This window comes from Halorhabdus utahensis DSM 12940 (assembly GCF_000023945.1).
GTDB classification, from domain to species: Archaea; Halobacteriota; Halobacteria; order Halobacteriales; family Haloarculaceae; genus Halorhabdus; species Halorhabdus utahensis.
The window spans coordinates 849,456-868,098 of the sequence record NC_013158.1 but is presented as its reverse complement, the minus strand read 5'-3'; the positions used below and the strand labels follow the sequence as shown (position 1 = coordinate 868,098).

Here is an 18,643-nt window from a genome sequence, read left to right as displayed (position 1 = left end):
AGCAACGTCGTGCGTTCAGTAGAACTCCCGGACCAGTCGATCGGCTCGCTCCGGCGCGCCGTCGGGAATGTCGGCCATGTTCGCGTCGATCCCCTCACGGTCGCTGAAGGGCACGCTCTCCTCGTTCTGATAGAGGATACCGATGTGCTCGGTACTCGGATCCATGATCTTGTCGCGGGCGCTCTGGTAGTTGGTGGGGTCGTGATCGGTTTCGTCCAGGTTCACGATCGCGTCCCGGAAATAGTCGTAGGTGTCGACGTCGTTGAACGTCACGCATGGCGAGTAGACGTTCACGAAGCCGAAACCGTCGTGCTCGATCGCCTGCTTGACGAGTTCGGTGTGGCGTTGTGAGTCCGAGGAGAAGGACTGGGCGATGAAGGTGCCACCGGCAGCCAGCGCCAGCGCCTGTGGATTGACTGGGGGCTCGACGGTGCCGTCCGGCGACGTCGAGGTTTCGAACCCCTGCCGCGAGGTGGGCGAGGCCTGCCCTTTCGTCAGGCCGTAGATGCGGTTGTCCATCACGACGTATGTGATGTCGATGTTCCGCCGGACGGCGTGGATGAAGTGGCCGACGCCGATCGAGTAGCCGTCGCCGTCCCCGCCGGCGACCATCACTTCCAGGTCAGGGTTGGCGAGTTTCACGCCGGTTCCGACCGGGAGGGCGCGGCCGTGGACGCCGTGCAGCGCGTAGCTGTGCATGTACGTCCCGATCTTGCCCGAACAGCCGATCCCGGCGACGACGAACGTGTTGTCGGGATCGTTACCGGTCTCGGCGAGGGCTTTCATCATGCCGTTCATCGTCCCGAAGTCACCGCAGCCGGGACACCAGGTCGGTTGCTTGTCGGATTTGAAGTCCGTGAAGTGCGTGTCGGAACTCATCGTTTCACCTCCTGTGGGGCGCGTTCGCCGGCGATCGCCCCTTCGATCTCGTCGGCGAGTTCGTCGGCCTTGAATCGGACGCCCGTGTACTTCGTGACGCGCTGGACGCGGCTCAGCGTGTCGTGCTCGATTAAGTCCGCGAACTGCCCCGTCGCGTTGCACTCGACGACGATAACGTCCTCCGCAGCCTCGACCTCGTCGGTCAGATCAGGCCGCGGATAGATATACGGCACCGAGAGGAACCGAACGTCGATCCCGCGATCGTCGAGCATCCCCAGGGCTTCCCGCATCGCTCCCTCGTTGGAACCCCACGAAATGACGAGTGTTTCGGCATCGCTATCCCCGAACTCCCGGTAGTCGAAGGCCTCCCGGTCGCGGGCGGTGTCGACCTTCCGCTGGCGCTTCTGTACCTGTTCGACGCGGACGTCCTCCTCTTCGGTCCGGCGACCCAACTCGTCGTGTTCGAGGCCCGTCGTCATGTGTGCGGCGTCGGGTGTCCCCGGGAGCGCCCGCGGGCTGACGCCGTCCTCGGTCGCGGCGTGGGCCTTGAAGCGCCCTTTCTCGTCGAGCCACTCCCCGACCTCGTCGGCGTCGACCACCTTTCCGCGGTCGATCTCGACGCCCTCCATGTCGAAGCGCTCCGGCGAGTAGGTTTGCTCGGTGACAGCCAGTGCGAGGTCCGCGGTGAGATACACCGGGATCTGGTACTTCTCGGCGAGGTTGAACGCCTCGACGGTCCGGTCGAAACACTCCCCGATGGTCGTCGGCGCGAGGACGAACCGGGGGATCTCACCGTGGCCGCCATAGAGCATCGCGTTCAGGTCACCCTGTTCCTGCTTTGTGGGCATCCCGGTCGATGGCCCCGAACGCATCACGTTCGCGATCACGAGGGGCGTCTCGCTGGTGGCGACCAGCCCGAACGTCTCGTTCATCAGGTCGATCCCCGGCCCGGATGTGGCGGTCATCGCCCGCGCGCCGGCCCTGGCCGCGCCCAGCGCCATGTTGATCGCCGACAACTCGTCCTCGGCCTGGACGACCGCGCCGCCGAAGGCCTCGATCCGGCCGGTGAGGTACTCCATGACGTCCGTCGCCGGTGTGATCGGATACCCGGCGTAGAACCGACAGCCGGCGGCGATCGCGGCCATGCCGATGGCCTCGTCCCCGTTCAGCAGGACGTAGTCCTCGTCGGTCGTTTCGAGGGCGAACTCGTGGCTGCAGTCCGTCTCTTCCCGGACGTAATCGCGGCCCAGACGGGCCGCCTCGCGATTGTTGGCGATGATGGCTTCGCCCTTCTCGCCGAACCGTTTGACGAGGGCTTCGTCGAGGTATTCGACGGGGAAGTCAGCGACTTCGCTGGCCGCGCCCAGGGCGACGACGTTGCGCATGATCGCCCCGCCGGCCTCCTCGGCGAGACTGTTGAGCGGGACTTCCAGCCCGATCATGCCGTCGGGGACCTCGACGTCAGCCATCGTGGTCTGCTCGCCGTCGTAGATGATGACGCTGCCCTCCTGAAGTTCGTCGAGGTTTTCGTCGATGGTCCGCTCGGTGAGCGCGATCAGGATGTCGAGGCGATCGACCACGCTCTCGACGCGCTCGACGGCCGTCCGGACTTTATACGCGGTGTATCCGCCCCGGATGCGCGAGGCGAAATCCTTCGACGTGAAGACGTGGCGACCCGCTCGTGAGAGCGCCCGGGCGAAGATCTTGCCCGTCGAGTCGATCCCGTCGCCAGCCTCCCCGCCGATGGCCCAATTGAGATCGTTTACCATGTGGGTCCGAACTATCGCGCCACCGAGAAAAAGCCTTCTGCAACCTGCAGTTTGCGGGGCGTATCGCGGTTGCTCGCTGGATGTCAGCGTGCCGCAAACCCAAACACCATTGACTACTACGGTCGTAGCACCGAATATGGACCGAACAACGACGATTGTCGAGGCGATACGGTCAGTTGGCTCCGACGCGGTGGCAATCGGCTTGGCGACGCCGACGGACTTTGACGCTTCCCCGGGCCAATTCGTAAAGTTCTCGCTGCCCGCTGTGAGCGACCACTCCCGATTTTATACCGTCTCCTCGCCAGCGGTCCGCGACACGTTCGAGATCACTGTCGAGATCGACCCCGATGGGGAACTCGGACCACACATCGCCGACCTCGCGGTCGGTGACGAGGTGGCGATATCCGGCCCCTTCGGCAGTGCATACTACGAGGGCGAGGATCGTGTCGTCGTGCTCGCGGGCGGTCCCGGTGTCGGTCCTGCGATCGGGATCGCCGAGCGTGCGCTCGATGACGACGGCGAAGCCGCCCTGGTCTACCGCGACGACGAGCCGATTCACGCCGACCGGTTGGACGCGCTGGCCGACCGCGGGGCGTTCGTCCGGCTCCCCGAAACTGACGGGGGTGTCGCTGACGCGGTACGGGAGGCGATCACAGGCGACCCCGACGAGCAGGTGTTTGTCTATGGCTTCGCGGACTTTCTGGACGTGGCGACCGACGCGATCGAAACGGCCGGTGGCGACGCCGAGGCGGCCAAAGTCGAGAACTTCGGGTAACCATTACCTTTCGCACCTCCCTCGTGAACTCCCAGTCCGTTCACCGGCCTACCGCCACCGCGGAAGCAGCCAGATCGGCACGTTCGATGGCCGAATCGGTGGTTCTTCACGTCTGACGCGCGTCAGACCGGAGGGGAAAGATAATTAGTCCTGACCCGCTACGACTCATTTAAATATGGACTCTATCATCGACGACGCCATGGAGGAGGCCGACGACGACCCCGAGGAGTCGCCGGTCGAGGGGAACGATGAACCGACAGACACCGCTGCCGAGGAGCCCGCGACGTCCGGCCAGATGACCGACGAGGAACTCGCCGACGTCGTCGAGGACCTCGAAACCAAGATCACGGTCGTCGGCGCGGGGGGCGCTGGCGGCAACACAGTCACCCGGATGATGGAGGAGGGGATCCACGGCGCGAAACTGGTCGCGGCCAACACCGACGCTCAGCACCTCGCCGACGAGGTCAAAGCCGACACGAAGATCCTGATCGGCAAGAAGCGCACCGGCGGTCGGGGGGCCGGCTCGGTGCCGAAGATCGGCGAGGAGGCCGCCCAGGAGAACATCGAGGACATCCAGCAGTCCATCGACGGCTCGGACATGGTCTTCGTCACCGCCGGTCTCGGCGGCGGGACGGGCACCGGCGCTGCGCCGGTGATCGCCCAGGCCGCCCAGGATTCGGGCGCGCTGACGATCTCGATCGTCACGATCCCCTTCACCGCGGAGGGCGAGCGACGGCGGGCCAACGCCGACGCCGGCCTCGAGCGCCTCCGTGCCGTCAGCGACACCGTGATCGTCGTCCCGAACGATCGACTCCTCGATTACGCGCCGTCGATGCCGCTGCAGGACGCCTTCAAGATCTGCGATCGCGTCCTCATGCGCTCGGTCAAGGGGATGACCGAACTCATCACCAAGCCCGGCCTGGTCAACGTCGACTTCGCCGACGTTCGCACGATCATGGAGAACGGTGGCGTCGCGATGATCGGCCTCGGCGAGTCCGACAGCGAGAACAAGGCCCAGGACTCGATCCGCTCGGCGCTTCGATCGCCGCTGCTCGACGTCGAGTTCGATGGCGCAAACAGCGCCCTCGTGAACGTCGTCGGTGGCCCGGACATGTCCATCGAGGAGGCCGAGGGCGTCGTCGAGGAGATCTACGACCGGATCGATCCGGACGCTCGGATCATCTGGGGCGCGTCGGTCAACCACGACTACGACGGCCAGATGGAGACGATGATCGTCGTCACGGGCGTCGAGAGTCCACAGATCTACGGCAAGAGCGAGGCCGAACGCGAGAAGGCCGCCCAGCGCATGGGCGACGACATCGACTACGTCGAGTAACGCCTCTCTCTTGCGCTCGCAGGTTTGCTCGCTCGCCTGTTCTCACCGTCGAGAGCCATCAATAGATAGAAAAGCCCCGAGTTGCAACCCTCTTCCATGGACGTTCCGTACGATATCACGTCATACGTGCGGGTACTCAAGCTCGCGAGTACCCCCTCCTGGCAGGAGTTCTCTCAGATCGCGAAGATCGCGGGCGCGGGCATCCTTTTGGTTGGATTGCTCGGGTTCCTCATCTTCGTCATCATGATCCCGATCACGGGTGGTCTGTGATGGGGATCTTCGCCGTCAAGACCACGGCCAGTCAGGAGCGCACCGTCGCGGACATGATCATGAACCGCGAGGAGGACTCGGTCCACGCGGCGCTTGCACCCGACAGCCTGACCTCCTACGTCATGGTCGAGGCCGAGGACGCCTCGGTGTTCGAACGCATTCTCGACGAGATTCCCCACGCCAACGGCGTCGTCCAGGGCAAGTCCTCGATCAAGGAAGTCGAGCACTTCCTCTCGCCGACGCCGGACGTCGAAGGGATCGCCGAGGGAGACATCGTCGAACTCATCGCCGGCCCGTTCAAGGGCGAGAAGGCCCAGGTCCAGCGCATCGACGAGGGCAAGGATCAGGTCACCGTCGAGCTCTACGAGGCGACGGTTCCGATTCCGGTTACCGTGCGTGGGGATCAAATCCGCGTACTCGACTCGGAAGAGCGGTAACGTACCGCGAGCGAAGTGAGCGGTTTCGCCGCGACGGACGGAGTGAGTCGCGGTTTTTTCGCCCACGTTTTTCGAGGAGCGGTTCGCGACCGAAGGGAGCGAACCCGACGAAGAAAAAGGTGGCAGCGTGACAGTCGAACTGTCCGAGGCGAGCGAAACGAGCCCTGAATCTCTACATCGCGGAACGCTTTCACTGCGTGCTGGCGTTTTCTCACCGCCACCAGTGGTAGCTGTTTTCGCCGGCAGCCGGTCGCCGGTCTCTGGGATCTGTCTTGACCTTCGGGCCAGTCCCGAACCAGTAAACTTTGCATCGAAAAGTCGATTTGCACCGCAAAGTTTAATGAACGGTGGGAAGATGACGGAATCGTACGCATGAACCGCGCTGTCGTGACGGCCCTTCCCACGAGCCGACGGGCTACTGCTGGTCGCGAGCGTCGAGTCGCATCGAGAGACGGACCGAGCCGGCCATCCTCGGGAGGTGTCCGTGGATGACTGCCATCGAGATCGACGGCCTCGGAAAGGAATACGGCGACCTGACAGCCCTCGATGGACTCGACCTCAGCGTCGAGACGGGCGAAGTCTACGGCTTTCTCGGCCCGAACGGGGCGGGGAAGTCGACGACGATCAACCTCCTGCTTGGCTTTCTCGATCCATCTTCGGGCTCGGCGACGGTGCTCGGCCACGATATCGAACGCGAGTCCCGAGCGCTTCGCCGGCGCATCGGTGTCCTGCCGGAAGCATTCTCGCCCTACGAACGGCTCACCGCCCGCGAACACGTCAAATACGCGGCCGATCTCAAGGACGTGGCTGTCGACCCGGACGTACTTCTCGACAGAGTGGGGCTCACCGAGGACGCATGGGACCGGTCTGCCGGTGGGTTCTCGACCGGGATGGAGCAACGGCTCGCGCTGGCCTGCGCACTCGTTGGTGATCCCGAGGTGTTGATCCTCGACGAACCCTCCTCCGGGCTCGATCCGCGCGGGATGGCCGAGCTGCGCGAGCTGATCCGCGAGGAAGCCGCCGACGGGACGACCGTCTTCTTCTCGAGTCACATCCTCTCGGAGGTCGAAGCCGTCTGTGACCGGATAGGGATTCTGGTCGACGGTGGCCTCGTGGCCGAGGGGACGATCGACGAACTCAGAGACGGGACCGAGACGCATTCGCCGCTGGACGTTCGCGTGGACGCGGTGCCGGAGGGCTTCGACCTCACCGATCTCGATGGCGTGGCCTCTATGAGCGTCGAGGACAGCACGCTCTCTGCGCTGGTGACCGACGCTGGCGCGAAGATCGAGGTCATCCGCCGGGTCGATCAGGTCGCCGAAATCCGGGACGTCATCTCCGAGCCGGCTTCCCTCGAGGCGCTGTTCGATCGCTACGCCAACGGGGACTCAGCGGCCGAGGGGATGGAGGACGCCGACGGGTCCAGCGACGACGCTGACGGATCGACCGAGGAGGCTGACGCTGGTTCCACGGAGGCGACAGCATGAGCCAGACGCTGACCGTCGCGCGGAACGACTTCCGTGACGTTCGGCGCTCGAAACTCCTGTGGGGCGTGATGGGGATCTACGTCGCGTTTACGGCGCTGATCCTCTACGCGGAGGGGACAGCGTCCGAGCCTGACCTCGCCACGGCGCTGTTCGGTCAGTTCTTCATGACGACGCTGTTGCTGCCGCTGGTGGCGATCGCCGGAAGCTACCTGGCGATCGCCGGCGAGCGTGAGTCGAACACGGTCGCGTTCCTGTTGAGCCAGCCGACCTCGCGGGCGGCCGTCGTCGCCGGGAAGTTCCTCTCGCGAAGTCTGCTGATCGTCGGGTCACTGCTCGTCGCGTTCGTGGTTGGCGGGATCATCGCCGTCGTGATGTATCCGAGTCTGGAGCTGGGTGTGGTGGGACCGTTCGTCGTCCTCTCGATCGTCTTCGTCGGCGCGTACGTCGGGCCGTCGGTCGCCATCTCGGCGATGACGGACACGCGATCGCGGGCGATTGCGGGCGCGGCCGGGTTCTACGTACTCACGGACGTTCTGATCGTCTTCGGGAACTTCTCGCTGGTCAACGCGCTCCGGTTCCTCTTCGCCGAGACGCTCGGTCTGGAACTCGGCCAGCACTTCTACGATTTCGTGTTCAATCTCACACCGGCGGGCTCACATCTGAACACGATGTATTTCATCTTCGACCCGAGTACGTATCAACAACTTCCGGCCCTGGACGCCACCCAGCCGTTCTACCTGAAACCCTGGTTCAGTGTCGTGATCCTGCTCGCCTGGACTGTCGTGCCGCTGGCGATCGGCTACTGGCGCTTCCGGGGTGCGGAACTCGGGTGACCGACCGATGAGTGACGAAGACGTCAACCCGGCGGAACTCCAGCGACAACTCGACGACATCAAGGGCGCGATGGGGCTTGCCGAGCGGTATCCCGGCCGCGCACGACTGTGGTTGCTCGCCGGCGTGCTCGTCGGCGCAGTCGCACTCGGCGTTCAGGTGACGTTTTTCTTCCACGAGACGCTTTCCGCGACGGCGTACGTCCTCATTTGGGGCGTGTTCGTCGTCGTGGCCGTCCTGGCGCTGTGGGTGATGGCCACCAGGCTCCCCCGAAACGACGCACCCGAGACAGCGCCGAGCTGGCGCGCCCTCTTCGGGTCGCTGGGTGCGTTCCTCGTCGCGGCCACCAGCGTCCCGGGGAAGGTCGCCGGACAGGTCAGTGGGCTCGACCGGGCGACCCTGTACTTCGGGCTCGTGATCGCCGTCCTCGGACTGGCGTTGCTCCTGACTGGCGTCGTCCTTTCGGCCTACCGCGTCCGCCGCCGCGATCGACTGGTGTTCTACGCCGGCGGCGTCTGGACGCTCGCCTTCGCCTCGATGATACCCTACGTTGCATTCCTGCGATACGTCGGCGTCGGGCTTTTCGGTGTCATCTTCGCCCTCTATGCCGTCGTCGCATATGCTTACCTGACACGGTGATCCATGGACTTCGACACACTCGTCCACCAGCCGACGCGGCTACAACTCTTCGCGTATCTGTACCGGCACGGCGAGTCGAGCTTCTCGGAGATCGTCGACGAACTCGACATGACGGAGGGCAATCTCGCCAGCCATATGAACAAACTCGAAGACGCCGACTGCGTCGCCGTCGAAAAGCAGTTCGTGGATGGCTCCCCGCAGACGACCTACCGACTGACCGATCACGGTCGCGAGAAGTTCGAGGAGCACGTTGGACAGCTAGAGGCACTGATCGAGAGTCTCGAGGAGTGAGACGCATCTGCACCGACTCCTACGGGGCTTCGACGGCGGTGATCTCGAAGCGAGCGCCGCCGTCCTCGCTGTCGGTCACAGCGACGTCCCAGCCGTGTGCGTCGGCGATCTCGGCGACGATCGCGAGCCCGAACCCGGTCCCGTCCTCGCGGGTCGTATAGCCACTCTCGAAGACGGTTTCTCGTTCGTCCGGCGGGATACCCGGCCCGTCGTCGGCGACGAAAAAGCCCTCCTCCAGGGCACCGACCGTGATCTGTACGTCTTCGCCCCCGTGTTCGACCGCGTTTCGAAAGAGGTTCTCGAGCAGCTGTCGAACCCGGCTCCGGTCGGCACGGATCGGCCGGTTCGATTCGACGGATAGCGTCGCCTCGGTTGTCTCGACGGCGTCCCAGCAATCGGCACAGATCGTTTCGAGGTCGATGCGTTCCATCTCGTCGATCCGTTCGCCTTCCCGGGCCAGTTGAAGGATATCGTCGATCAGGACACCCATTCGGTCGATCGCTTTCGCCGCGACGTCCAGGTGCTCGCTGTCGCGCTCGTCCAGGGCGAGTTGGACCCGTGCCTCGGCGACGTTCAACGGGTTGCGGAGGTCGTGGCTGACGAGGCTGGCGAACTCTTCGAGACGCTCGTTCTGGCGTTCGAGCTCACGACGTCTGTCGCGGAGTTCCTCCTCCCGGTCCGTCCGGATGAGAGCTGCTTCGACCATGTCGCCGAGGACACGGGCGAGCGAGATGTCGATGTCTTCGAAGGCGTCCGGTTCCGTCGATCCGATGTTCATTACGCCGTACTCGCCCAGCGGGAGGATGATTTCACTCCGGATCGGCGTTTGGGGGTTGTGCCGGCCGTTCACCGTACTCATCTCGTCGATCACCAGTACCTCTCCGCTCCGGAAGGCGTCCCACGTGAGGCTTCCTTCGCCGGTATAGCTCGGCATCTCGCCCAGCAGCTCCGCGGCAGCGTCGGTCCAGGCGGCCGGTTCCAGTGTCTCGCTGTCCTCGTCGTAGAGCCAGACAGTGTTGATCCCCTGGTCCAGGACACTGGCGACCGTCTCGACGGCGTGCTCGGCAACGACCTCCTGATCCGGCGTCGTGATGAACGGGCGCGTCCGTTTGTGGAGGGCTTCGAGCGTCTCCTCGCGGCGCTTCCGGTCGGTGACGTCACGGCCCACCGCGACAATCCCACAGAAGCGCCCGTCGATGGTCAGCCGGCTGAGCCGATACTCGAAGTAGATGGGGTCGGCGTCGGGGATCTCCATCGTGTACTCCCCGCGATACTCCTCGCGTTCGCCATCGACGAGTTCCCGGTAGGGGTCGTCCGAACGCGCTTCGCGAAGCTCCCGGATGAACGGGCTGGGTTCGCCGATCAGTTCTTCGGCCTGCATCTCGTGGACTGCTGCCATCGCGTTGTTGACGACAGTGTACTCCCCGTCCTCGTTCATGACGGTCGCCGGGTCGAGCATCGCGTCGAGGATCTGCTGGTACTGTCTGAGCTCGCGTTCGCGTTCCTTGTGGCCGGCGATGTCCCGGCCGATCCCGACCACCCCGAGCACGTCGCCGGACGAGTCGGTCAATCGCGTGCCGGTGAACTCGTAGGGGGTCCGTTCCCCCGCGGCGGTGAGGACGTCTGCCTCGACGACTGCCCTGCCAGTCGCAAGCGCCTCGTCGATCGCGTCGGCGATGCGCTCGCGTTCTTCTGGTGGGAAAAAGTCAGTCGCCGCCATCGTCTCGATCTCCTCGTCGTCGTAGCCGGTCACCGCACCGAGGCGATCGTTCCAGCGACGGAGGCTGCCATCGGGATTGATCAGGTATAGCACATCTTCGAGGCTGTTGAGTGTTTCCTCGATGAACGCACGCTCGGCTTCAAGTTTCGACTGTCGTTCCTTGCGCTGGGTAACATCTCTGGTTGCACCGACGAGCTCGACGACCGTGCCCGCCTCGACGACGGGTGCGAGTTTCGTGTGAAACTGCCTGGGCTCGTCGTGGGGACCGACCGGCAACGCCACTTCGTATTCGATCGGTTCTTCTCGGTCGACGCACTCACGATACTGGGTCTCGATTTCGGTCCCGATGTCAGCGCCGTAGATGTCGGTGGGGCTTTTCCCTTCGATGTCCTTGGTCGAGTGGCCGGTCAGTGCCTCGTACGCCCGATTTACCCGCCGGATCCGAAACCGCTGCTCGGGGCTGACGTCGATCAGGAAGATCCCATCTTGGGCGTGTTCGAACACCGTCTCCGCCTGGCACCGATAGCGTTTCCGTTCCAGCAATTGGGTGAACCACCGGGCGAGCAGCTCGAAGAACGTCTTCTCGTCGTTGGTGAACGGTTCCTCACGCGGGTCGCTGCTGACGTAACACAGTGTGCCGAACAGCTCCCCCTCCACGAGCAGTTTCCGGCCGATGTAACAGCCCAACTCGAATTGCTGGTAGGCAGGATCGTCCTCCCAGCCAGCTCCTGGGGCGTCGTGAACGTCGAAGATCGAGTCGGAGTCGATCGTTTGTCGACAGTACGTTTTCGAGAGGTCGGTTACTCCCTTCTGGACGATTTCGGACCCGGTCACGCTGATCACTTCGTGTCGGTTCCGATCCTCGTCGATCTTGACGAGATGGCCGTTCTCAGCCCCGAGGCGCTCGCGGCCCAGTTCGAGCAACTGATGGGCTTTCTCGTCGGTTGTGGTGTCCGGATCGGCGGTGATATCCAGAAGTTCCCGCCGATACCGCTCGCTTTCGCGCTCCCGTTGGTCGTACCGGGCGACCGTGATCTCGGCTTCGCGGCGGGAGACGAGGTTTTCGATCCGGTTGGCAAGCACCGTGTACTGATCGGTCCCGCTTCCCTTCTGGAGGTACTCGCTCACCCCGGCCGAGATTGCCTCACTGGCGATCGTCTCGCTTCCTTTGCCGGTGTATAGGACAAACGGGAGGTCGGGGTGGTCCTTGCGAACGGCTTTGAGAAATTCGATCCCGTCTTGGCCCGGCATCTCGTAGTCCGAAACGATGCAGTCGTAGGCATTCTCCGTGAGGCGATCCAACCCATCCGCGGCACTCGTCGCAACGTCGACCGTGAACTGCTCGTTTTCCCGCTGTAAAAATTCGGCCGTGATATCGAGAAAGTCCGGGTCGTCGTCGACGTGGAGGATGCGGACTGATTCGGCTGTCTCGCTCATGATCGTTCCAATGTGGAATGTTTTCACAATGCATGGTAATAAGTTGCAGGCACGCCGGTACTTTTCAGTGGATGCTCGGGGCGGCCCTGAGCGGTATGACTGCGTGGAATTGATTGGCACTCACCGGACACGACCGAAGGGAGTGTCCGGGTGTTTTTGGCCGAGCTTTTTGCGAGGAGGGTCGCCCTGCGACCCTCCGAAGTAAAAAGGTCGTCGCCTACATGTAGCCGAGATCGCGCAGGCGCTCCATCAGGTCTTCCTTGTCCTGGGCGCGGCCGGCGCGCTCGGTCGTGTTGGCCATGTCCTGGAGCCAGGCGGGCTCTTCAGCGGCTTTGTCGGTGCTGACTTCGCTTCCCAGCGACCGGAAGCCGGCGAAGTACTTCGGCGAGACCGGCACGTCTTCCTTGGTGAGTCCGTCGGGCAGGTCCTCGGAGCCCTGGGGAACGTATCCCTCCTCGGGGAATTCCTCGACCGTGTCCGGGACGACGAAGTTCCAGAAGGCCTCCCAGACGTCAGCCTCGGCGAACTGAAGGATCGGCTGAATCCGATCGTGCGGCGGGTAGATGTCGGGGTCGTGGCGCGGGCTGAAGAACGTCTCGTCGGCGCGGGCCTCCTGTTCGTCCCAGCGGACGCCGCTGAGAATCCCGTCGACGTCGTGCTCTTCGATGGCGTCGTTCAGCGCGACGGTCTTCAGCAGGTGGTTGCCCACGTAGGTATCCAGCAGGAACGGGAACGTGTCCTCCTCGTACTCGAGGATGTTCCGGATGTGGTGCTGGTTGTGCTCGCTCAGCGCATCGACAGGGATGTCGTCGCCCGGCTCCAGCCCGTTCTCGTCGACGTAGTCGCCGACGTCGGTGTTTCGTGCCCAGATGATTTCGAGATCCCACTCCTCGGCCCAGTGCTTACAGAAGTCGATGAGCTCGTCGAAGTGCTGGTAGTGGTCGATGAAGACGACCGGGGGGACCTCCAGGTCGAAGCGGTCGGCGACCTCCTTGACGAAATACAACGTCAGCGTGGAGTCCTTACCGCCGGTCCACATCACGACTGGGTTGTCGTACTGCTCGAGCCCGGTCTTCGTGACCTCGATGGCCTTCTCGATCTGGTGTTCGATGCTCGGGTAGTCGTCCGGCCCCTCGCCGTCGCCGTCGGTATAATCGACGTCGACGGACGCGGGGAATTCGGCTGCGCTCGTCATGCGTGTAATTAGATATAATTACTTGTCGGATGAGTCTTTCGGAACGCGTCACCCGACGATCGAGGGCCGTCTCAGTTGGCACCCACCGTCAGCGGATGATCGTCGTCAGTGGATGAATTCGTTGTCGCGCCAGTCGACCCCGTCCTCTCCCTGGTCGTCGGCAGGGTCTTCCGTGACGGTGATCGAGGCGGGCGTTCGCTCGCCGTCGACGATCTGGACGGCTCGGAGTTCCTCGTCGATCGCAATGATTGCGGTGAGCGTCCCCTTCTCGGCGATCTCGGCGATGCCACACAGTACCTCGAACATCGGGAACTGCAGGCTCGTGTTCTGGAGGACAGTCTCGCGGTCGCCCTTGAAGCAGGCGTACTCGACGAGTTCCGATTCGATCTCCTCTTCTTCCTCTTCGGCGAGTGCCCCCCACTGGCCGCCACCGCCGGTACCCCGCGGCGGTTCGGGTTCTTCCTCGTAGACGCGATTTTCCGTGACGCTGGCCTTGAGCTGGGCCGTCGGCGTGTACTTGCTGATCGACTCGTCGTCGGCGACCGCGCTCAAAATCAGCGTGTTGTTCCGTCGCGTGATCTCGACGTCGTCGATCGCTTCGGGTAAGTCGGGGTCGTCGAAGTGATCGTGGACGTCTTCGAGGGGCAGTTCGAGCGTCGAATGAAGTCTGTATACGCGGCTCGTCATGGTTTGAACAGGGAATATGGCCATCTGGCGCGACGATCGTGTGACACCGATATTCGTCTAACCATACGAGACCCGAGCATATATGGCCTGCCCTTCAGGATACGGGCTGTCACGCATCACAGTTGTGATTCTGGACTGATGGGAACCGGGCGTAACCGGCGACGAGATCGACGTGGTGATACTCCACTGGGCGTTTCCAAACGGTTTTCTTCGCCGACCCCGGGTATTTCGGTATGAGCACACACGTTGCAGTCGTCGGTGCGTACGGGAGTGCCGGCGCGGCAGTCGCCGGTGATCTTGCCGACGATCCCGAGATCGAACTCACACTGATCGATGACGGCGATCCCGGCGGCGGGCTCTGTATCCTTCGCGGGTGTATGCCTTCGAAGGAAGTTTTGTCGGCCGCCGAACACCGATTTGCGGCCCGGAAGGACGAGCGACTCGTCGGCGATGTTCCGGACGTCGACGTCGAGGCCGTCGTCGAGCGCAAGGACCAGCACACGTCGGGGTTCGCACAGCACCGCCGCGACGCGATCGCTGAGCTGGCCGAGCAGGACAACGTCGAGTTCATCCACGACACCGCCCGGTTCGTCGACGACCGCGTCCTCGAGGTCGACGGTCGCCGGATCGAGCCCGATTACGTCGTGATCGCGACGGGATCGAACGTCGCGATCCCGCCGATCCCCGGCATCGAGGACGTCCCAGTCGGGACAAGTGCCGACGTCCTCGACCGGACCGAGTTCGGCGACTCCGCGATCGCGCTGGGACTCGGATACATCGGGCTGGAACTCGTCCCGTACCTGACCGAGGCCGCCGACATGGATCTGACTGTCGTCGAGGCGCTCCCCGACGTCCTCGAGGAGGCCGACGAGCCCTTCGGCGAGGAACTGCTCGACTACTACAAGGAGCACTTCGACGTCGACGTGCTGCTGGACGCCGAGGGCCAGCACGTCGAGCAGACAGCGGACGGCGGCGTCCGGATGACTGTCGACGTTGGCGACGAGACACGCACCATCGAAGCCGACGAGTTGTTCGCTTTCACCGGCCGCGAACCGGCACTCGATCGGCTCGGCATCGAGAACACGTCACTCTCGCCAGGCGAGGGCTGGGTCTCCGACACGATGCAGGCCGCAGGCGACGACCGGGTGTTCGTCGTCGGCGACGTCAACGGCCGCGAACCGATCCTTCACGTCGCCAAGGAGGAGGGCTTTACCGCCGCCGAGAACATCCGTCATCTCCGAGACGGCGAATCCCTCGACGAGTACGAGAACGTTCACCACCACGTTATTTTCTCCGGGCTCGGCGTGCTTCCCTATGCCCGCGTCGGGCACTCCGTTGAGTCGGCCGAGGCTGCCGGCCTGGACTTTGTGACGGCCACTCGGGACGCATCAAGCGACGGCGTGTTCAAGACGAAAGACGTTGCCGACGGACTCGCACGGCTGGTCGTCGGCACCGACGGCACTGTTTTGGGGTATCAGGGACTGCACTATCACGCCGATGTGATGGCCAAGACGATGCAACTCGCCGTCGAGATGGAACTCGATGTTCGAGAAATCCCCGATCGGGCATACCACCCGACGACGCCCGAAGTTCTCGACGGTCTCATCGGCGATACGGCGGCAAAACTCGACTGACCTCCATCCCGGTGGAGCCGAGGGTGGTGTATTCCATGACATGGGGCAGGATCGGCGTCGAAAAATGCGTTCGGCAGGTGAGTGAGCTGATTGTCGCTCAAAGACGGTTCTCTTCCAGAACTGGTCGGACACCATGATGATCGTGCTTTCCGGATTGTTCTCACGTTCATCGTTGGTGATTGCGACGACGCAAAGGCATTCGTTAGACTGAAATATAGGCTATTGTACCATTTGGGATATGCCCTCCGTGACACGTCGTGGAGCCCTCGCCGTCCTCGGAAGCGTCGTTGGCGGCATCGCTGGCTGTGCCAGTCTCCGCGGGAGAGAATCGCCCCCGATTCAGCGCTCGTGGCATACGGGAATTCACGAGTGCTCATCCGTCGCCATGACCGCCACAGGCCATCTCCTTGCTGGCTGGCACGGTCTGTTTGGCGACCAGCCGATCGTCGCTGGCCTGGATCGCACCACCGGGGAAACCACGTGGACGGTGACAGTCGGGAAAGGCAAAAACTCACCCATTGGTGTCGATGGCGGCCAGGCCTATGCCATTTCGAAGGCCGAAACGATGATCGCCGTCGATGCGGCCGCTGGTGACACCATCTGGCAGCGCCCGCTTGCTCCGATCGACGATGCTGACCCCGGCGTCGTCGAGTTTGCCCCGATTCCCCTCGGCGACCGTCTTGTGGTCCCGATCTCCGGCACCGAAGATGACATTCCGGATCGGTTGGTCGTGGTCGACCGCGCCGACGGTGAGACGCGTTTCATCCACTCATTGCCCGCGTCGCTGTCGGGTGCGCCTGGCGCGACAGCAAATGGGGTGATTGCACCCCTCGTCGACGGCCGTGTTCTCTTCCTCGATCGGACTGGGGCGGTCGAATGGACTCGCGAGATTGGGGCGGCGCTCTCAGCCGTGAGTGCTGTTGATGGGGCTGCATATCTCGGTGCCGCCACGGAGGAACTACTGGCGATGGACACCACGACTGGGAGCGTACTGTGGCGTGGCCAGTTGTCAAATACCGTGTTCACTCGTCCGCTAGTGGCCGATGACCGCGTGTACGTTGGTGGTGCCGACTACACTCTCCGGGCGTTCGACACTGTCTCGGGCCAGCAGCTGTGGCGCGATGACCTCGGGAACGCCGTGACGCACGGCCCACTGCCGGTCGGTGATCGCCTGGTGACGCTGGTCGGCGGGAACCACCGCATCCGTGGCTCAAGCGGCACTATCCCGTTCGACCCGACCGTTCTCTATGTCCACGAACAGGACGGGACACGTGTCCGGACAGTTCCGCTTGATGGGCGGCCCTTCGAGGACGGCGGCGGCGTGGAGTGGGCACAGGCAGCTGGCGAGACCGTCTATCTGGGACAAACGTTTGGTCTGACACGGCTCGCCCCGGAGGCGATTACCGATGCGTGAACTCGACACCGCTGGCGATACACAGAACTCTCGACAGCCCGCAACCAAGCGAGAAGGCAGCCGGTACTACTCTCGCCGTCAGGCCCTCGTCTCGCTTACGTCGGTTGGGACGCTCGCACTGGCCGGGTGCAACTTCCAGTCGGTGATGCCAGGTGTGAAACCACTCTGGGAACGGGATTTCTCGTCTGCGATGGCCGCGGGCCCACCAGCCGCGACTGATGAACACGTTGTCGTCGGTGGACAGGATACGCAACTGCACGCGTTCAGTGCTGACGGGGAGCGAACCTTTCGCTTCGAAACCGGTGGCCCGATCGAGGCACGACCGGCTGTCCCTGCATCGGGTGGACCGGTACATGTCCACAGCACTGACGGTGACCTCTACACGGTCGGACTGTCGGGGGCGAAGCTATGGCATGTGGAGGGCCAGGCACAGAACAGATGGCTCGATCGTCAGGGCCCGTTGCTGTTCGGCACCGCTCCGGACGGCCGTGGAGTCACCGGCTACGATGCGCGTGATGGTACACGTCGCTTCCAGCTGTCGGGCCAAGCCGATCCGTACCCTCCCTCTCCGTTCAGTAGGTCCCCCACGCTCAGTGGGTCGGTGTGCCTCCTTTCGGCTCCGAACTCGGATGGAGACGAGAAGCTGGTGGCGCACGCTCCGAGGACTGGTGAAGTGCTGTGGGAGTCGAAAGCTCGCGATCGGTCTCCCTCCGTCGTAGCTGCGGATGAGTGGGTCCTCACGGCGTATTGGCGGAGTGACTCATATTCTACCGTGTGCATGCGCCGGGCCAGCAATGGCCATATCCGATGGCAGACTGCGGTTGCTGGCGACGTCTCCAGTCATTTTGGATCGCCACTCTGGCTTGGCGAGCACGTCTATGTGCAAAGTAGCCGTGACGAACGTCCGGATGAACTCGTCGCCATCGACCGTGCGGATGGATCCATTCAGTGGCGTCGAAGCGTCGGATACGAACTCGAGAGGGTGACGCCGACTTCTGCGGGCGTCTTCGTTGCGAGCTCGGTCGTTGACCCCGACGGCGGTATCTTGGTTCGGCTGGACGCTTTTTCCCTCGATGGCACCCGGCGATGGCAGACGACGACTGACGTCCACATCGGCGGGACAGTTCAATCGTTGGGGCGTGTCGGTGGGGTTCTCTTTGTTGCCAGCGACAACGAAATCGCTGCCTATGACCCTGACAGCGGTTCGCGTCGGTGGCAATACAACCCGGAATCCTCGCAGATTGGCGTGTCGGCGGCTGATGGCGCGCTGTACATTTCACACAGAGACACCGGGGGCCTGGCGCGATTGCCAACGGATTGATCCAGGAGTACTCGATTATCTGGACCAGATTGTAAGTAGGACATCATCTACCAACGACGCGATGACGCCGAGCGTACGCGATCCTGGTACGGCGAATTTCGAGAACTCGTCTAATGTGTGTGGTTCAATGGCGCGCTATCGTCCCCTACGTGCCCGACGCCGGAAGAAATTCGTCAGTCGTCCGCGGCTGCTTCGTCGCCCGCACCCGCTTCGACGGCCGCCTCGGCTTCGATGCTCGGCGGGTACTTGCCCCGATCGAGTTTGAGATCCGACTGCGGGCGGGCCATGCAGGTCAGGGCGTAGTTCTCCTTCTCCTTGTCGGTCAATCCCCGGGCAGCCGGTTGGGTGACCTCGCCATCGATGATCTTCGCCGAGCACGCCAGACACATCCCGACGCGGCAGGAGTACTCCTGGGCGATCCCTTCGTCGAGACACCGGCTCAGAATGGTGTCCGTGTCCTCGACTTCGATGGTTTCGCCGGTGCCGACGAATTCGACGGTGTATACAGCCATAGGGTGGCG

General features: G+C 63.4%; 17 protein-coding genes and 1 pseudogene. 12 read left to right on the top strand and 6 right to left on the bottom strand.

The annotated features are described in order from the left end of the window. Positions 1–15 precede the first annotated feature (15 nt). Both HUTA_RS04400 and HUTA_RS04395 read right to left on the bottom strand, forming a co-directional pair. Positions 16–879, bottom strand: coding sequence for a 2-oxoacid:ferredoxin oxidoreductase subunit beta (locus HUTA_RS04400; protein WP_015788658.1), 864 nt, complete (start codon positions 877–879; stop codon positions 16–18). Then, positions 876–2,648, bottom strand: a complete 1,773-nt coding sequence (locus tag HUTA_RS04395) for a 2-oxoacid:acceptor oxidoreductase subunit alpha (protein WP_015788657.1) — start codon at positions 2,646–2,648, stop codon at positions 876–878. The genes HUTA_RS04400 and HUTA_RS04395 overlap by 4 nt, the downstream gene beginning before the upstream one ends. A 136-nt stretch (positions 2,649–2,784) precedes the next feature. On the opposite strand from HUTA_RS04395, the gene HUTA_RS04390 reads away from it, so the two are divergent. From HUTA_RS04390 to HUTA_RS04355, 8 genes are all read left to right on the top strand, one after another. Next, positions 2,785–3,423, top strand: a complete 639-nt coding sequence (locus tag HUTA_RS04390; RefSeq protein WP_015788656.1) for an FAD-dependent oxidoreductase — start codon at positions 2,785–2,787, stop codon at positions 3,421–3,423. 175 nt (positions 3,424–3,598) lie between these two features. Beyond that, positions 3,599–4,759, top strand: coding sequence for a cell division protein FtsZ (gene ftsZ / locus HUTA_RS04385; protein WP_015788655.1), 1,161 nt, complete (start codon positions 3,599–3,601; stop codon positions 4,757–4,759). A 96-nt stretch (positions 4,760–4,855) separates the two neighbouring features. Beyond that, positions 4,856–5,029 carry a protein translocase SEC61 complex subunit gamma gene (locus tag HUTA_RS04380; RefSeq protein ID WP_015788654.1) on the top strand — a complete coding sequence of 58 codons (174 nt, stop codon included), beginning with the start codon at positions 4,856–4,858 and terminating at the stop codon, positions 5,027–5,029. Continuing rightward, a complete protein-coding gene (locus HUTA_RS04375; RefSeq protein WP_015788653.1) occupies positions 5,029–5,466 on the top strand; it encodes a transcription elongation factor Spt5 in 438 nt (145 codons plus the stop codon). Before HUTA_RS04380 ends, HUTA_RS04375 begins: the two co-directional genes overlap by 1 nt. Before the next feature lie 488 nt (positions 5,467–5,954). Then, positions 5,955–6,953: an ABC transporter ATP-binding protein gene (locus HUTA_RS04370; RefSeq protein WP_015788652.1), complete on the top strand. Its 999-nt coding sequence runs from the start codon at positions 5,955–5,957 to the stop codon at positions 6,951–6,953. Continuing rightward, complete coding sequence (locus tag HUTA_RS04365; RefSeq protein WP_015788651.1) at positions 6,950–7,786, top strand: ABC transporter permease subunit; 837 nt, start codon at positions 6,950–6,952, stop codon at positions 7,784–7,786. Before HUTA_RS04370 ends, HUTA_RS04365 begins: the two co-directional genes overlap by 4 nt. A 7-nt stretch (positions 7,787–7,793) precedes the next feature. After that, positions 7,794–8,423, top strand: coding sequence for a hypothetical protein (locus HUTA_RS04360; RefSeq protein WP_015788650.1), 630 nt, complete (start codon positions 7,794–7,796; stop codon positions 8,421–8,423). A gap of 3 nt (positions 8,424–8,426) precedes the next feature. Then, positions 8,427–8,714, top strand: coding sequence for a transcriptional regulator (locus HUTA_RS04355; RefSeq protein WP_015788649.1), 288 nt, complete (start codon positions 8,427–8,429; stop codon positions 8,712–8,714). Between the two features lie 19 nt (positions 8,715–8,733). Here HUTA_RS04355 and HUTA_RS04350 read toward each other — a convergent pair whose 3' ends face one another. From HUTA_RS04350 to HUTA_RS04340, 3 genes are all read right to left on the bottom strand, one after another. After that, positions 8,734–11,871, bottom strand: a complete 3,138-nt coding sequence (locus HUTA_RS04350) for a PAS domain-containing protein (protein ID WP_015788648.1) — start codon at positions 11,869–11,871, stop codon at positions 8,734–8,736. Positions 11,872–12,088: 217 nt separating this feature from the next. Then, positions 12,089–13,066, bottom strand: coding sequence for a phosphoadenosine phosphosulfate reductase family protein (locus HUTA_RS04345; protein WP_015788647.1), 978 nt, complete (start codon positions 13,064–13,066; stop codon positions 12,089–12,091). A gap of 105 nt (positions 13,067–13,171) precedes the next feature. Beyond that, positions 13,172–13,753 (bottom strand): DUF7110 family protein, encoded by a 582-nt coding sequence (locus HUTA_RS04340; protein ID WP_015788646.1) that lies wholly within the window; start codon positions 13,751–13,753, stop codon positions 13,172–13,174. A 233-nt stretch (positions 13,754–13,986) separates the two neighbouring features. Between HUTA_RS04340 and HUTA_RS04335 the strand changes: the two genes are divergently transcribed. The 4 genes and pseudogenes from HUTA_RS04335 to HUTA_RS16090 all read left to right on the top strand — a co-directional run bounded on the left by HUTA_RS04335 (position 13,987) and on the right by HUTA_RS16090 (position 18,122). Continuing rightward, positions 13,987–15,387 carry an FAD-dependent oxidoreductase gene (locus tag HUTA_RS04335; RefSeq protein ID WP_015788645.1) on the top strand — a complete coding sequence of 467 codons (1,401 nt, stop codon included), beginning with the start codon at positions 13,987–13,989 and terminating at the stop codon, positions 15,385–15,387. A 385-nt stretch (positions 15,388–15,772) separates the two neighbouring features. Further along, complete coding sequence (locus HUTA_RS04330; RefSeq protein WP_015788644.1) at positions 15,773–16,801, top strand: outer membrane protein assembly factor BamB family protein; 1,029 nt, start codon at positions 15,773–15,775, stop codon at positions 16,799–16,801. Continuing rightward, positions 16,794–17,480: pseudogene (locus HUTA_RS16095) on the top strand (outer membrane protein assembly factor BamB family protein); the annotation flags it as partial. The gene HUTA_RS04330 and the pseudogene HUTA_RS16095, both read left to right, overlap by 8 nt. A gap of 99 nt (positions 17,481–17,579) precedes the next feature. Beyond that, a complete protein-coding gene (locus HUTA_RS16090) occupies positions 17,580–18,122 on the top strand; it encodes an outer membrane protein assembly factor BamB family protein (RefSeq protein ID WP_394295033.1) in 543 nt (180 codons plus the stop codon). A gap of 173 nt (positions 18,123–18,295) precedes the next feature. Here HUTA_RS16090 and HUTA_RS04320 read toward each other — a convergent pair whose 3' ends face one another. Then, the gene (locus HUTA_RS04320; protein WP_015788642.1) at positions 18,296–18,634 is read right to left on the bottom strand and encodes a 2Fe-2S iron-sulfur cluster-binding protein; all 339 of its coding nucleotides are present in this window, start codon (positions 18,632–18,634) and stop codon (positions 18,296–18,298) included. Positions 18,635–18,643: the final 9 nt, after the last annotated feature.